This window comes from Ruegeria sp. K5, from assembly GCF_056531805.1.
Map to the genome: position 1 here is coordinate 59,879 of NZ_JBQFML010000007.1, position 14,855 is coordinate 74,733.

Consider the following 14,855-nt stretch of genomic DNA (forward strand, 5'->3'; position numbering starts at 1 on the left):
AAATGAGCGCAAAAGCGCCGTGGATACTTGAGGCAGTAAAATGACAACAACCACCAAAAAGGGCGCAAAAGCGCTCCCTTTAAACACGATCCTATCCGGGGACTGCATCGATGTGATGAACAGTCTGCCCGAGGCGTCGGTTGACCTGATCTTTGCGGATCCTCCGTATAATTTGCAGTTGAAGGGGCAATTGCATCGCCCGGATAACTCTCAGGTGGATGCGGTTGACGACCACTGGGATCAGTTTTCCAGCTTTGGCGCTTATGACCAATTCACCCGCGAGTGGTTGAAAGCGGCGCATCGCCTGCTGAAACCCAATGGCGCGATCTGGGTGATCGGGTCCTACCACAACATCTTCCGCGTGGGCTCGGCCCTGCAGGACGCGGGTTATTGGATTCTGAACGACGTCGTGTGGCGCAAGTCGAACCCGATGCCGAATTTCCGCGGCAAGCGATTCACCAACGCGCATGAAACGATGATCTGGGCGTCGAAACGTGAAGGTGCGAAATACACGTTCAACTACGAGGCGCTGAAGGCCCTGAACGAAGGCGTGCAGATGCGCAGCGACTGGGTGCTGCCGATCTGCACCGGGCATGAACGGCTCAAGGATGAAAACGGCGACAAGGCACATCCGACGCAGAAACCGGAATCGTTGCTGCACCGGGTTCTGATCGGCTCGACCAATCCGGGGGATGTGATTCTGGACCCGTTCTTTGGCACCGGCACGACCGGTGCGGTTGCCAAGATGCTGGGGCGCGAGTTCATCGGCATCGAGCGCGAAGAAAGCTATCGCAAGGTGGCCGAGAAGCGTATTTCCAAGGTCCGCAAGTTCGACCGTGAGGCGCTGGAGGTCAGCGCCAGCAAACGCGCCGAGCCGCGCGTGCCCTTTGGCCAATTGGTCGAACGCGGCATGCTGCGCCCGGGCGAGGAGCTCTATTCCATGAACCAGCGCCATAAGGCCAAGGTGCGCGCCGACGGGACGCTGGTGGGCGATAACGTCAAGGGCTCGATCCATCAGGTCGGCGCACATCTGGAAAACGCGCCGTCCTGCAATGGCTGGACGTACTGGTGTTTCAAACGCGACGGCAAGACTGTGCCGATTGATGTGCTGCGCCAGCAGATCCGCGCGGAAATGAACTGATTTCACGAAAACCGCCGGTGCCTGTGGCCTGACACATGGCACTACGCCTTGCCCCGCCGATCATCCGGCGGGGTCTTTTGTTTTGGCCGCAGGAATGGTTGCATGGGATCACTCTGATACCTGATACGAGAGTGATCCGTCATGACAGACACCAGCGCCAGCCCCTCGCGTTTTGAAAGGTTCTTTGTCACCCGGCCCGACAATTTCGATCTGGACAACAAATATACCGAAGCCGCGCTGGAACAGCACAAGCGCGAGGGGCTGGAACTGGCCGTTCGCGCCCGCTGGATCGCGATGGGGCTGACCGGGGTGCTGCTGATCTACCTGAACCCGCAGTGGGAGGTGTTGTGGTATCACTTCGTCCTGCTGCTGATCTGCGCCAATGGCTGGCTGATCCGCCGCGCGGGCCGGGTGGGGCAATCGCGGGCTGAGCTGTTGCTGATCTTTGTCGATCTACTGATCATGACCTTGGGCATGATCGTACCCAACCCGTTCAGCGACGATGTCCGACCGCTGGCGATGCAGTACCGGTTCGACAATTTCCAGTATTTCTTCATCATTCTGGCGGCGGGCACGCTGGCTTATTCCTGGCGCACGGTGATTGCCATCGGGTCGTGGACCGCAGGGGTATGGACTGCGGGGTGGATCATTGCCTGGTGGATCGCCACCCCCTTCCCCGGGATCAGCGAGCGGGTGGCGGATGCGTTGCAGGGCTATCCGGATGTGGCCGAAATGTTGGATCCAAACAGTTTCCGGGCCGAACTGCGCATCCAGGAGGTGATCGTGTTTGTAATGGTCGCGGTGACGCTGGGCGTATCCATGCGGCGGCTGAACCGGCTGTTGATGACCAATGCGGGGCTGGAGCGCGAGCGGGCGAACCTGTCGCGCTATTTCTCGCCCAATGTGGTCGATGAACTCAGCCAGAATGACGAGCCGTTGAAACAGGTGCGCAAGGAAAACATCGCGGTTCTGTTCATCGATATCGTGGGCTTCACCAAGTTTGCGGCGGGTCGCGACCCGTATGAGGTGATCGAGGTTCTGCGCGGGTTCCATGCCCGGATGGAGACCGAGGTGTTTCGTCATCATGGGACGCTGGACAAATATCTGGGTGATGGGTTGATGGCCACGTTTGGCACGCCGGTCCCGACGCCGCTGGATGCCACCAACGCGCTGGGCTGTGCGCGGGCGATGGTGGACATGATCGACCGCTGGAATCTGGAACGCCGTCGCGCGGGCGAGGTTGAGATTCATGTGGGGATCGGGGTCCACTATGGCTCGGTCGTGTTGGGTGATATCGGGGCCAACCGTTTGGAATTTGCGGTGATCGGCGATGCGGTGAATGTCGCTGCCAAGCTTGAGGCGATGACGCGCGACTATAAGGCACGCGTTGTGGTCAGTGACGCGCTGCGGGCTCAGGCGTCGCAGGAAAGCCCCGCATACGCGATGGAAGGATTCACTAGGCGCAGCGCTCAGGCCGTGCGCGGCGTGGCCGACCCCATGGATATCTGGGTGTACTGAGGGGCTCCCGCCCGTCGTTGCTGCATCGAAGATGCAGCGCCTTCGGTTGGGCCGGGCAGCGCGCAGGGCGCGCTGCGGTCACGCATTTGGCTGGGGGTTCTGCGCCTTGTTGTAGGGATGCCAATCGGTGATCTCGGGGTAGTATTGCCGCCGCCAGGCCCGCACACGGGGGTTCATGACGCGCCGCCACAAGGGCGGGATCATCGCGGCCACCGTCATGACCGGGTAGCCATGGGGCAATTGCGGCGCGTCCTCTTTTGCGTGGTTTTGCAGCAACGGAAAGCGCCGGTTGGGTTTGTAGTGGTGATCCGAATGGCGTTGCAGGTTGATCAGCAACCAGTTTGACGCCTTTTGCGAGGCGTTCCAGGAATGGCGCGGCAGAACATGTTCGTATTTCCCGTCGCCGATATGTTTCCGGGTCAGCCCGTAATGTTCGACGTAGTTCACCAGTTCCAACTGCCAGATCGCCACGCCCGCTTGCAGCAGGAACAGCCCCAACCCGGACCATCCGCCGATCAGGGCCGCAAGCGCCAGCATTCCGCCTTGCAGCGCCCAATACCGCCAGAACGGGTTCGACGGGTCGGTCCAGGGGCGATCCTTGCGGGCCAGCTTGTCCCGCTCGGCTTTGAAGGCGGACATGAGGCATTGCAGCAGGACGCGCGGGTAGAAGCGGTGGAAGCCCTCGTTATACCGCGCGGTCACCGGGTCGCGTGGAGTGCCGACATAGCGGTGATGGACCAACAGATGTTCGGACCGGAAATGGGAATAGAGGACCATGGCAAGCAGGATATCGCCCAGCCAGCGTTCCAGCCGGGATTTCTGGTGCATCAGCTCGTGGCTGTAGTTGATGCCAACCGTACCCGAGAGGATGCCCATACCGAAAAACAGCCCGACCTTGGACCAGCCTGACAGGTGATCGGTGTGCGTGACATACCAGATCAGGCCAAACAGGGTGACAAACTGAACCGGCACCCAAAGCTTGGTCAGCAGGATGTACCAACGCAGCACATCGTCTGGCGTTTCGGGATCGGCATTGTCCAGGTTAAGGCCGGTCAGGCGGTCCAGCGCGGCAAAGGCCCACCAGGTCGTCAGCGGGATCAGCAGAACCCACCAGCCGCCTGCGATGGCTGTGATCCAGATCAGGGGAACCAGCAGAAAGGACACCCAGAAGGGCAGAGCCGTTTGCCAGCGGGTCAGGGTCTCTGTTGTGATCATCATTCGTGCTCCGAACCGGTATGGGCAGCCTAGCCGGGCGACCCAATGGGGCACAACGGGCTTATTGCCCGCGCCACAGATCGTGGGCCTTGCGCATCACGGTTGGCAGGTCGCTGGGTTTGAAATCGTGTTTGGGCAGTATCGTCAGGCCGTTTGGTGTTTCTTGCTCAGGCAGGTCCGCTGTCCAGATACGCAGAACCAGATGGAAATGAGTGAAGGTGTGGCGCACTTCGCCGGGCAGCAGGTTCCAGTCGGCGCGGAACGGAGGTGCCTCGGCTGGTGCATCCGACCAGTCCGAGCCCGGCCAGCCCAGCATTCCGCCCAACAGCCCTTTGTCGGGACGACGCTCCAGCAGCAACGCTCCGTCCCGGCGCTGGGCGATGTAGATATGCCCGAGGCGGGTGGGTTTTGGCTTTTTCGGGGTCTTCCGGGGCAATTCTGCCTGCGTTCCTGCGATGCGGGCCAGACAGGGGTCACGCAGGGGGCAGATGCCGCAGGCGGGGGATTTCGGGGTGCAGATCGTTGCGCCCAGATCCATCACCGCCTGCGCATGGTCGCCGGGGCGCTGATCCGGCGTCAGCGCGGCGGCCTTGGCCTTCAGAACTGGTTTCGATCCGGGCAGTGGATCATGAATGTCATAAAGCCGCGCCATGACACGCTCGACATTGCCGTCCAGCACGGTCTCGGGCCGGTCAAAGGCAATGGATGCGATGGCGGCAGCGGTGTAGGGGCCGATCCCCGGTAGGTTCAGCAGGGCGTCATAGGTGTCGGGGAACCGCCCGTCATGCTGATCCGCCACGACCCGGGCGCATTTCAGCAGGTTGCGGGCGCGGGCGTAGTAGCCAAGCCCTGCCCATTCGCCCATCACCTGATCATCCGGCGCGGCGGCCAGATCATGAACGGTTGGCCAGCGCGAGGTGAAACGCATGAAGTAATCACGTACGGCAGCAACGGTTGTTTGTTGCAGCATTACTTCGGACAACCAGACGCGATAGGGGTCTGGCTGCACGCCTGCGGCACGATCCGCAGGCCCTACGCGCCATGGCATGTGCCGCGCGTGACGGTCATACCAGTCGAGCAATGCGGCGCTCAGGTCGAATTCAGGGCTGTCACGCAAGATTTATCTAACTCTCTGTCGGGTTTCGCTGGCACCTGCCGTTTCGCCCATTACAATAGCGGCGCAGGAGTTGGAAACCAGATGCAGCGCAGACGTTCTTCGACCCGCGGGTTCAAACGGACCGCGACATTGCTGAACGACCAGATCAGGCGCGCCGGGGAAAGCCGGGGCTTTGCCGTGTCGCGTCTGTTGACCCACTGGGCCGAGATTGTGGGGCAGGACACCGCCTCGATCGCGCGTCCGGTCAATGTGGGCTATGGCAAGGGCGGGATCGGCGCGACGCTGACCCTGCTGACCACGGGCCCACAGGCCCCGATGCTGGAGATGCAGAAGGAACAGCTGCGCGGCAAGGTGAACGCCGTATACGGCTATAACGCGATCAGCCGCATTCGCATCACCCAGACCGCTCCGACAGGATTTGCCGAGGGGCAGGCCAGTTTCGATCACAAACCGAAACACGCAAAACCGGAAATAAAACCAGAAATTGCGGCCGAGGCAGACAAAGTGTCGCGCGATGTTCACGATGGTGATTTGCGCGCTGCCCTTGAACGTTTGGGCCGCAACGTTTTATCCAAACAGAAACGCTGAGAAAGGGCTGAGAATGAGCCGTATTGCAACCGTAATCTGTGCGGCTGTCGCCGTCGCCGCTGGCGGCTATTGGCTGACAACCTCGAATTCCACCCCGGCCAACCCGCTGGTTGGCAGTGCCATCGCGCAAGAGGCCGATCTGGACACCTCGACCATCGTCGAAATGGTGCAGGGTGCCGAGGATGCGCCGGTCGAGATCATCGAATACGCATCCTATACCTGCCCGCATTGTGCAAATTTCCATCAGGGCGCGTATAAGCAGCTCAAGAAGGATTTCATCGACACCGGGAAGGTCAAGTTCATCTACCGAGAGGTGTATTTTGACCGCTATGGTCTGTGGGCCTCGATGGTTGCGCGCTGCGCGGGTCCCGAGAAGTTCTTTGGCATCACCGACCTGATCTATGAAGGTCAGTCCGAATGGACCCGCGCGGGCGGCCCGCCGGAAATCGTCGACGAGCTGCGCAAGATCGGGCGTCTGGCCGGGATCGATGGCGATCAGCTAGAAGCCTGCCTGCAGGACGGTACCCGCGCCCAGACACTGGTTGCGTGGTATCAGGAAAACGCCGAGCGTGACGATATTCAGGCCACCCCGTCCTTCATCGTCAACGGCGAGAAGGTGTCGAACCAGTCCTACGAGGATTTCAAGCGGCTGATCGAAGCCGAGCTTGGCAGCTAAACCCATTCCCGGTCAGCCCGTTCAGGGCTGGCCGGATCCATCAGGGCGAAGGTGCCGCCTTTAACAGCATCTCGCGCACAGAATCGGCATCTGCCACTTGCAGGCGCACCGGCAGGGTCACGACCTTGCGACGAAAGGCATCGGGCAACCGGACCGCATCTTTTTCCGTTGTCACCATCTGGGCACCCAAGGACCGGGCTTCGTTCTCAAGCCGGGTCATAAGGGCTGTCGTCAGCGGTTGGTGATCGTCCAAAGCCTCGGCCCGCAGCAGCTCGGCCCCTTGCTGGCGCAGGGTCTGGAAGAATTTCTCGGGATGTCCGATGCCTGCAAAGGCCAGCACGCGCGACCCGGCCCAGTCCATTCCTGTTTGCAAAGGTTCGACGACACCGGTCGCGTGCGGCACTGAAATCTGATCGCCCCACTGATCGGCAAATACCTGTTGCGCGGGGGCGTCGCCAAGGGACAGAACCAGATCGGCGCGTTTCAGGCCCACATCGACGGGTTCGCGCAAAGGCCCAGCAGGCAGGCACAACCCGTTCCCGAACCCGCGTTGCGCGTCCACCACGATGATCGAGAAATCCTTGGCGACCGAGGGGTTCTGGAACCCGTCATCCAGCACGATCACACTTGCGCCTTCTTGTGCGGCAGCACGCGCACCGGCGGCGCGATCCTTGGCCACCCAAACCTCGGCAAACATGGCCAGCAGCAGCGGTTCGTCGCCGACTTGCGCGGCCGAATGTTTGCTTGGATCGACCCGCACCGGTCCTTCCAGCGACCCGCCATGTCCGCGTGTGACGATATGCGGTTCGTGCCAGTTGCTTCGCAACTGTTCCACAACCCAGATCGCCGTGGGGGTCTTTCCGGTTCCGCCTGCATTCAGGTTGCCGATGCAGATCACCGGAACGCCCGGATTGACCCCGGTATCGGATGCAACGCGGCGCGCGGTTGCCGATGCGTAGATACGGCCCAGAGGGGCCAGTAGCCGCGCCCGCAGGTCCAGCTTGTCTGGGCCGGTGTTCCAGAACTCAGGTGCTCGCATCATCTGCACTCCGCTGGTCCAGCGCTTCCTGCACCATGTCGATCAACTGGTCGGCCTGCGGCGCGCCTTCGGTGATCATTTGCCATCCTGCAAGGGCCATGCCCGCCGCCTGATCGGGGGCCAGAAGCTCGACAATCGCATCGCCCAATTCGGTGGCGGATTTCACCATGCGTGCCGCCTTGACCTGTTTCAACTGATCGTAAAGCTCTTGCTGGCTGTGCACAAAGGGGCCGTGCACAATGGCCGATCCCAATGCAATCGTCTCAAGCGGGTCCTTGCCAGCTGCGCCACGTTCAAGCGAACTGGCCATGAATGTGACGGGTGAGACTCGTTGCCAGAGGCCCAGATCTTCGGGCTCGGATGTCAGAATGACCTGTGTCGTGTCTTCGATCTTGTCGCCCTGATCCCAGTAGGCACAGCGCAGATCCATCGATTCAAGCCGCCTGTGCAGCGGTCCGGCTTCGCGCATGTCGGCCACATGCAGCACCAGCGCCAGACGCGGCAGCATCCGCATCGCCTGACGATGGGCACTGAGAACCGAGATGAATTCCTTGTCCTGCACCCATGCCGCCAGCCAGACGGGCCGACCCGAAAAGATGTGATTGATCTCAATAAGCTCGTCTTCGGGCCAGGGTTCCGGGTTGGGGCTGATCTGCAGGGGGGGAGATACGGCAACCTTGGCCGATGCAACACCCATGCGCCGGATCTGGCGTGATGTGTCTTCGGATTTGGTCAGGATTCTGTCAAAGCAATCAAATGTATACCGGGAAATGTCCGGCAGCCACCGCGCGGTTCTGGGGATCTCGATCTCCAGCGTCGCCTCGATCAGGATCAGCGGTATGCCCCGTTCCTGAGCGCGGGTAATGATGTTGGGCATCAGGCCGCCGCCAACCCACAGCCCCATATTCGGACGCCAGTGGTTCAGAAACCCGCGTGCCGCGCCGGTGTGCTCGACCGGCAGGGTGATCAGCGGATAGGGCGTTTCGGCCCATCGTTTCAGGTCAGCCTTTGGCGGTGCGCTCAGCAGGATGGACAGGCCGGGCCGGACCTGTTGCAGACGGTGGCAGAAGTGATTGATCACCCGCAGCCGGTCCTGATCTGCGATGTGGATCCACAACAACTCCCCTTCAGGTCGCGGCAGGTCGGGCTGGCCATTGCCGTTGGGAACCCCCCACGACAAAACCCGATAGGCCGCAAGGCTGAGAGAGCGGGGCTTGCTCATCCGCTGATCCCGGGGCCGTTGGGATCCAGTTGTTCGGATAGCTGGTCGTGCAGGGGTTTCCCGGCGGCAATCACCCCGTTCAGGCGGGGATGGGCATTGTTGAAGCGCAGCGGTTGGCCTGCACGGTCGGAGCAGATGCCGCCCGCCTCGCGCACGATCAGGTCGCCTGCCGCGATGTCCCATTCCCAACTGGGGCGCAGGGTCAGCATCCCGTCGAACCAGCCCTGCGCGACCAGCGCCATGCGATAGGCCAGCGACGGGCGATAGGCCCGCGTGAACGACGGGGGCTGGCCCTGACGCCAATGATGGGGCGCGAGGTTTGGTTTGGCCGCCAAAAGCTCGGAATCGTCCAGCGTGGCGGTTGTTGCGATGCGGATGGGGGCGCCGTTCAGCGTGGCCCCCTGACCCTTGGCTGCGGCGTACAGCAGGTCGCGCAGGGGCAGATAGATCACCGCTGCCGTGACCTCACCCTTCTCAGCGATGGCCAGCGAATGCGCCCATGTGCGGGCACCCTCGGCAAAGCTGCGGGTGCCGTCGATCGGGTCGATGACAAAGACGCGGTCGCGGTTCAGCCGATCCGGCGTATCCTCGGTTTCTTCGCTCAGCCAGCCGTAATCGGGGCGGGCTGCGGGCAGGTGCTGCTCCAGCATGGCGTTTACCGCCAGGTCGGCCTCGGTCACCGGCCCGGCCCCGTCGGGCTTGTCCCAGCGTTGCGCCTGCGCCCCGGAATAGCGGGTGGCGATCTTTCCGGCCTCAAGGGCTGCGTCGATCAGAAGTGGCAGATCAGTTGCCGGCAAGCGTCATTCCTTCGATCAGCACCGAGGGGACGACCCGCGACAGATAAGCCCGCGCGTCATTGGCCGGGATCATCCGTTTCAGCATGTCGTGCAGATTGCCTGCGATGGTGCATTCGTTGACCGGGTGCGTGATCTCACCGTTTTCGACCCAGAATCCGGAGGCCCCACGCGAGTAATCGCCGGTATTCGGGTTGATCGTCGAACCGATCATCGACGTCACCAACAGGCCGGTGCCCATGTCGCGGATCAGGTCCGCGCGGCTTTGGTCACCCTGGGTCAGGCTCAGGTTCCAGTTGCTGGGCGAGGGCGGCCCCGACACGCCGCGTGTGGCGTTGCCGGTCGAGGCCATGTCCAGCTTGCGCGCGCTGGACAGATCCAGCGTCCAGCCCGTCAGAATGCCGTTTTCGACAATCGCGCGGCGGCGGGTCGGCAGCCCTTCGGCATCAAAGGGGCGCGAGCCCGAGATGCGCGGGCGGCTGGGGTCTTCGATCAGAGACAAATGTTCGGGCAGAATCTGCTTCCCAAGGCTGTCTTTCAGCCACGAGGCCCCGCGCGCGATGGCGGCACCGTTGCTGGCGGCCAGCAAATGCCCGATCAAAGACGATGAGATACGTTCATCAAACAGAACTGGAAAGCTGCCGGTCTCGGGCTTGCGCGCACCCCCAAGGGCCACGGCGCGTTCGCCCGCCTTGCGACCGATCTCCTGCGGGTCGCGCAGGTCGGACTGGAACGTGCGGCTGTCGCCGTCATAATCCCGCTCCATCCCCGTGCCTTCGCCCGAGATGGCGACGCACGAGGTTGAGCGATAACTGCGCGCATACCCGCCCGAAAACCCGTTCGTGGCGGCCAGAAAAACGCGGTGGGTTCCATAGCTTGCACCGGCGTCGGACACTTGCGACACGCCCGGTACGGCCAAAGCGGCGGCTTCGGCGGCAAGCGCATCCTGCATCAACGCATCTGGGGCAGGTTCCGGGGTGGGGTCGAACAATTCCAGCGCGTCGATGTCCCAGCCATTGGCCAGTTGCGCGGCATCGGCCAACCCGGCAAAGGGGTCCTCGGGGGCCTCTTTCGCCATGGCAACGGCGCGTTCGGCCATCGCGTTCAGGGTTTCGGGACGATTGTCAGAGCTTGAGACGATGGCCTGCCGTTTGCCGACAAACACCCGCAGCCCAAGATCGGTCCCTTCCGAACGTTCCGCATGTTCCAGGGCCCCGCCGCGCACTTCGACCGAGACCGACGAGCCGTCGATAACAATCGCATCGGCCGCTTCAGCCCCGGCTTTGCGGGCCGCATCCAGCAGGGATTGGCTGATTTCTTCTGGTGTGCGCGTCATGGGGCCTCCGGTTTGACTGCAATGGACCTAGCCTTGCACAGCCCGTCTCGCAAGACCCGTGACCGAATGGTTTTGTGACGTCTGCACCGTAGGTCAAGGGCAAGGGCGCGCGGTCACGCCCTTGCCCGATCACATTTACTTAATACGCTGACCATTCGCCAGAATCTGGCCGTCTTCGGTGAATTCGATGGTTGAATTCAGCGTGTCGGGCTCATCCCCCGGCACCGCCATCATGCCCATCATCATCCGGGCGCCCAAGGCATCGCTGTCGGACATCAGGCCCATTCCGATCAGCTTGTCGATCAGTGCATTTGCCCCCACCAGTTGAAGGTTCGCGACACCAGCCGGGGCGGGCATGCCGAATTCCTCGGTGTTTGCGTTGTCGAAGGTGAAATCGCCGTCACCGGTCAGTCTTGCCCCAACCAGCGAAACCAGAAGCTCGTTGATCTTCAGCGAGTGCAGCTCGGCCGGAATCTCGCCTGTTGCTTCGAACTCGGCGGCCTCTTCGGGATCGAAGATGTTCATCAGAACTTTGGCGGTGCCGCTGGTGTCCAGCGCGATGGTCGCCGGATCGCGGGGCAGAGTGCCTGCGGGGTCAAACATGCTCCACAAGATATCCGACATGGTGAAATCGGTCAGGTTCATCGAGAAGCCAAACGGCTTGACCTCATCCGAAGGTTGAACCGGAATCTCAAGTTGCAGACCGGCTTTCTCCATCGCGGCTTCCAATGGGAAGGGCAGGTCCGCCGTTGTCACCGCCAGCTTGGTATTGTTCTGCTCGATATCATAGGCAATCCGCTCGGCATCCATGCTGGCCGCAAAGCGCCCGCCTTCGGATGAGCTGGCCATGTTGAACTGCTCACCCTCGCTGACGCCGCTGATATCGGTCTTGCCCGAGGCATAGGTGAAATCGCCCGCAAAGGCGAAACCGGCAGCGTACAGCGCCTCAGGATCGCTGAGGTCAAATTCCAGCGGCAGGATGTTTTCACCCGCAAACGTCAACTGGTCCATTTTGCCGACAAACAGGCCGGAATCGCCGTTCTCAGGGTCTTCGAACTGGATGTCGTAGGACAGTTCGGCGGCTTCGAACGTCTGATCGATTGTGCGCTCATCACCGATCAACATGCGAGAGCTTCCGGACAGGTCGGTCATGTCAAAGCTGACATTCAGAGCATCATCGGGCAGGGCTTCGTCGCCAGCCTGCAACTCGCCCAGAACGATGCTGAGGGTGGATGCGGAATAGTCATAGGTCATGTCTTCGGGCGAGCCGGAAACAACCATGTCCAGATCGGTCTGCGAATAGATCAGGTCGACCGAGAATGCCTCATCTTCGGCCGTGCCCGAGATTGTCATCGGGAAGCTGTCGGGAAAGCCGATGCTGACGGTGCCATCGCCGTTTTCGGTCAGTGTCATTTCCGGCATGACCATCTGGAACTGACCGTCATCTTCGGGGAAGGTCATCGACAGGGTCATGTCCGCGATTGTGGTCACGTCCCCGGCGTTGCTTTGATCGCCGGTAATTGTATAGCCCATCGACTGGAAATAGTTCTGCCAATCGGCCCAGACATCATTTGCAGTCAGGTCGGCCCAGGCGCCTTGGGTGGCAACGGCGTAAGCCAGGGCTGCGCCGCAGCTGCGGCGAAGGAAAACAGACATAAGGTAACCCTTCTTGATCAATTTGTGGCGCATGGTCGGGGTTGCGGCGGGTATCGTCAAGGGGCAAGGGCTGGACGCCTTCCCCGTTTCCGCGCTACGGCTTTGGACAAGGACCAGCCCACGGATTGAGGAGGGGGAAATGCAGGGAAAAACAGTACTCATAACAGGGGCCAGCCGGGGAATCGGGGCCGAGGCGGGGCGCGTTTTTGCCGCAGCCGGGGCCAATGTCGCGCTGATTGCACGCAGTCGTGATCAGATTGATGCGCTGGCGGCTGCGCTGGGGGATAACGCGATTGCGCTGGCTTGCGACGTCAGTGATTTCGCGCAGGTCGAACAGGCGGTGGCCGATTGCGTTGCCCGGTTTGGCGGTCTGGACGTACTGATCGGCAATGCAGGTGTGATCGAGCCGATCTTTCACCTGTCCAACGCCGATGTCGCATCCTGGAGCCAGGCCATCGATATTAACCTCAAAGGCGTATTCTACGGCATGCGCGCCGCCCTGCCGGTGATGCGCGCCGCCGGGGGTGGTACGGTCCTGACCGTCTCGTCCGGTGCGGCATCGAACCCGGTTGAGGCGTGGAGCCACTATTGTTCCTCGAAAGCGGGTGCGAAGATGCTGACCGAATGCCTGCATCTGGAAGAGGCGCATAACGGTATCCGCGCCATGGGCCTGTCGCCGGGCACTGTGGCCACGGATATGCAACGTGTCATCAAGGCCAGCGGCATCAACCCGGTTAGCCAGTTGGATTGGGATGTTCACATCCCGGCGGACTGGCCCGCGCGGGCGCTGATGTGGATGTGTTCGTCAGACTCGGATGAGTTCTTGGGCTCCGAGATTTCCCTACGCCAAGATGACATCCGCCAAAGGATCGGCTTGACGTGATTGAATTGACGAAGGACGACGGTCTATGGACCGTCACGATCAATAACCCGGGCAAGGCAAACGCCCTGACCGGTGCGATGCTGACCGAACTGGCCGAGATTGCCGAGGCCGCGACCGAGGCCAGCGCGCTGATCCTGACAGGTACCGGCAAAGTGTTCAGCGCCGGGGCCGATCTGGACGAGGCGCGCGCCGGGCTGGCCACCTCGGACGTGTGGGAGCGCCTGTCGGGCGCGATTGCCGCCTTGCCCTGTCTGACGGTGGCCGCATTGAACGGTACGCTGGCCGGTGGGGCCAACGGGATGGTGCTGGCCTGTGATCTGCGCATCGCGGTGCCCTCGGCCAAGTTCTTCTATCCGGTGATGAAGCTGGGCTTTCTGCCGCAACCGTCCGATCCCAAACGCATGGCGGCCCTGATTGGCCCGGCGCGGACCAAACTGATCCTGATGGCAGGGCAGAAGATCACGGCAGAGGAAGCCTATGCCTTCGGTCTTGTGGACCGCATCGTCGCGCCCGAAGACCTGATGCCCACAGCGCGCGAGCTGGTGGCGGACAGTGTCGCTGCAAAGCCCGACATCGCCGCTGGCATCGCCGAGCTGTGCCGATGAGGTTGTCCGCGCTGCGATTGCGCGTCGCCGATCCGGATCGCCTGGCCGGATTTTACCGGAACGCGCTTGGCATGTCGGTGCGGGCCGAAGGGCAAAACCGCCGCGTCGGCTATGACGGGCAGGATGCGGATCTGTTGCTGATGCCAGGTGGCGGCGGGTACGCCCATGATCAGGGGCAACGATACTGGAAGATCGGGATTACTCTGCCCGATGTGGACGCGGCGGTTGAGGCGTTGAGCAAACAGGGCCATGCTGTCAGTGTCCCGCGCCAGTTTCTGGATATCGGCTACATGGCCCATCTCAGCGACCCCGAAGGCTTTGTGATCGAACTTCTGCAACATGATTTCGAAGGCAACCGGCCCGAAAATGCAGCCGATCCCGCGAACCCGTTCGCGCAGGCGCGGGTCGGTCAGATCACCCTGCGTACCGGCGATATAGCCGCCGAGGACGCGTTCTGCCGCGCCCGGGGCATGAAACTGCTGTCAATGCAGGACGTCGCTCCATACGGGTTCGATCTGCATTTCTACGCCTTCACGCAGGACGCCCCGCCTGATCCCGACCCGTGGGCGGTCGGAAACCGCGAATGGTTGTGGAAGCGCCCCTACACAACGCTGGAATTTCAGCACATTCAGGGCGCGCAATTCGCACCGGTGCCGGATTTCAAGGGGTTGGAGTTCGAGGGCCTGGCCCAGCCGATTTCGGATGCCTTCGGTGATCCCGTCCTGCCCGGCTGATCACCGAGCGCGCCGTTTTCCCGGCACTTTCGAACGAAAACCGGGCGGGCGTTTGCGGACCCAGTTCAGGAATTTCTCAAGCCTGGGATGCGCGCGCAGGGCCTCGACCGTGTTGAAACTGCGCGCCAATTCGGCCTCGGTCAGCGTGGCGTGGATTTCCTTGTGGCAGATCTGGTGCAGCAGAACGGTGGGTCCGCCCTTGCCTCCTTTGAGTTTTGGGATCAGATGATGCAGGCTGCCGCCGCCTTCGGGGATCGGGCGGTCGCAAAGCGGGCAGATCGGATCGCTGTTCGTCATGATCGGGAATGATGCGCCTGTGGGCGACGAAGGC

At 61.9% G+C, this 14,855-nt stretch carries 15 protein-coding genes; 7 read left to right on the plus strand and 8 right to left on the minus strand.

Annotated elements, in window-relative coordinates; genetic code table 11:
• The first annotated feature begins 40 nt into the window (after positions 1 to 40).
• Complete coding sequence (locus ACR0MO_RS17015) at positions 41 to 1,141, plus strand: site-specific DNA-methyltransferase (protein ID WP_170455264.1); 1,101 nt, start codon at positions 41 to 43, stop codon at positions 1,139 to 1,141.
• 141 nt (positions 1,142 to 1,282) lie between these two features.
• Entirely contained in the window at positions 1,283 to 2,659 is a 1,377-nt protein-coding gene (locus ACR0MO_RS17020) for an adenylate/guanylate cyclase domain-containing protein (RefSeq protein ID WP_480892433.1), read from the plus strand.
• Positions 2,660 to 2,737: 78 nt separating this feature from the next.
• Here ACR0MO_RS17020 and ACR0MO_RS17025 read toward each other — a convergent pair whose 3' ends face one another.
• Together ACR0MO_RS17025 and mutY are read right to left on the minus strand one after the other, a co-directional pair.
• Complete coding sequence (locus ACR0MO_RS17025) at positions 2,738 to 3,874, minus strand: alkane 1-monooxygenase (protein ID WP_170455414.1); 1,137 nt, start codon at positions 3,872 to 3,874, stop codon at positions 2,738 to 2,740.
• A gap of 61 nt (positions 3,875 to 3,935) precedes the next feature.
• Positions 3,936 to 4,991, minus strand: coding sequence for an A/G-specific adenine glycosylase (gene mutY, locus ACR0MO_RS17030; RefSeq protein WP_170455260.1), 1,056 nt, complete (start codon positions 4,989 to 4,991; stop codon positions 3,936 to 3,938).
• 81 nt (positions 4,992 to 5,072) lie between these two features.
• Between mutY and ACR0MO_RS17035 the strand changes: the two genes are divergently transcribed.
• Both ACR0MO_RS17035 and ACR0MO_RS17040 read left to right on the plus strand, forming a co-directional pair.
• On the plus strand, positions 5,073 to 5,579 hold the full coding sequence (locus tag ACR0MO_RS17035; RefSeq protein ID WP_170455258.1) for a DciA family protein: 507 nt from the start codon (positions 5,073 to 5,075) through the stop codon (positions 5,577 to 5,579).
• Between the two features lie 13 nt (positions 5,580 to 5,592).
• Positions 5,593 to 6,255, plus strand: a complete 663-nt coding sequence (locus tag ACR0MO_RS17040) for a DsbA family protein (RefSeq protein WP_170455256.1) — start codon at positions 5,593 to 5,595, stop codon at positions 6,253 to 6,255.
• Positions 6,256 to 6,295: 40 nt separating this feature from the next.
• Here ACR0MO_RS17040 and lpxK read toward each other — a convergent pair whose 3' ends face one another.
• The 5 genes from lpxK to ACR0MO_RS17065 form a co-directional block, all read right to left on the minus strand.
• Positions 6,296 to 7,294 carry a tetraacyldisaccharide 4'-kinase gene (gene lpxK / locus ACR0MO_RS17045; RefSeq protein ID WP_170624713.1) on the minus strand — a complete coding sequence of 333 codons (999 nt, stop codon included), beginning with the start codon at positions 7,292 to 7,294 and terminating at the stop codon, positions 6,296 to 6,298.
• Entirely contained in the window at positions 7,281 to 8,516 is a 1,236-nt protein-coding gene (locus ACR0MO_RS17050; RefSeq protein ID WP_170455253.1) for a glycosyltransferase N-terminal domain-containing protein, read from the minus strand. Before ACR0MO_RS17050 ends, lpxK begins: the two co-directional genes overlap by 14 nt.
• Complete coding sequence (locus ACR0MO_RS17055) at positions 8,513 to 9,313, minus strand: inositol monophosphatase family protein (protein WP_480892438.1); 801 nt, start codon at positions 9,311 to 9,313, stop codon at positions 8,513 to 8,515. Before ACR0MO_RS17055 ends, ACR0MO_RS17050 begins: the two co-directional genes overlap by 4 nt.
• A complete protein-coding gene (locus ACR0MO_RS17060; RefSeq protein WP_170624619.1) occupies positions 9,300 to 10,646 on the minus strand; it encodes a TldD/PmbA family protein in 1,347 nt (448 codons plus the stop codon). Before ACR0MO_RS17060 ends, ACR0MO_RS17055 begins: the two co-directional genes overlap by 14 nt.
• Before the next feature lie 135 nt (positions 10,647 to 10,781).
• Positions 10,782 to 12,302: a DUF2125 domain-containing protein gene (locus tag ACR0MO_RS17065; protein ID WP_170624617.1), complete on the minus strand. Its 1,521-nt coding sequence runs from the start codon at positions 12,300 to 12,302 to the stop codon at positions 10,782 to 10,784.
• Between the two features lie 139 nt (positions 12,303 to 12,441).
• Between ACR0MO_RS17065 and ACR0MO_RS17070 the strand changes: the two genes are divergently transcribed.
• Genes ACR0MO_RS17070 through ACR0MO_RS17080 form a run of 3 tightly spaced genes read left to right on the plus strand, consistent with a single transcriptional unit; the run spans position 12,442 to position 14,524 of the window.
• Complete coding sequence (locus ACR0MO_RS17070; RefSeq protein WP_480627112.1) at positions 12,442 to 13,185, plus strand: SDR family oxidoreductase; 744 nt, start codon at positions 12,442 to 12,444, stop codon at positions 13,183 to 13,185.
• Entirely contained in the window at positions 13,182 to 13,790 is a 609-nt protein-coding gene (locus ACR0MO_RS17075; RefSeq protein ID WP_170455246.1) for an enoyl-CoA hydratase/isomerase family protein, read from the plus strand. Before ACR0MO_RS17070 ends, ACR0MO_RS17075 begins: the two co-directional genes overlap by 4 nt.
• Positions 13,787 to 14,524 carry a VOC family protein gene (locus ACR0MO_RS17080; RefSeq protein ID WP_480627113.1) on the plus strand — a complete coding sequence of 246 codons (738 nt, stop codon included), beginning with the start codon at positions 13,787 to 13,789 and terminating at the stop codon, positions 14,522 to 14,524. Before ACR0MO_RS17075 ends, ACR0MO_RS17080 begins: the two co-directional genes overlap by 4 nt.
• Here ACR0MO_RS17080 and ACR0MO_RS17085 read toward each other — a convergent pair whose 3' ends face one another.
• Positions 14,525 to 14,821, minus strand: a complete 297-nt coding sequence (locus ACR0MO_RS17085) for an HNH endonuclease (protein ID WP_480627114.1) — start codon at positions 14,819 to 14,821, stop codon at positions 14,525 to 14,527.
• Between the last annotated feature and the right edge of the window lie 34 nt (positions 14,822 to 14,855).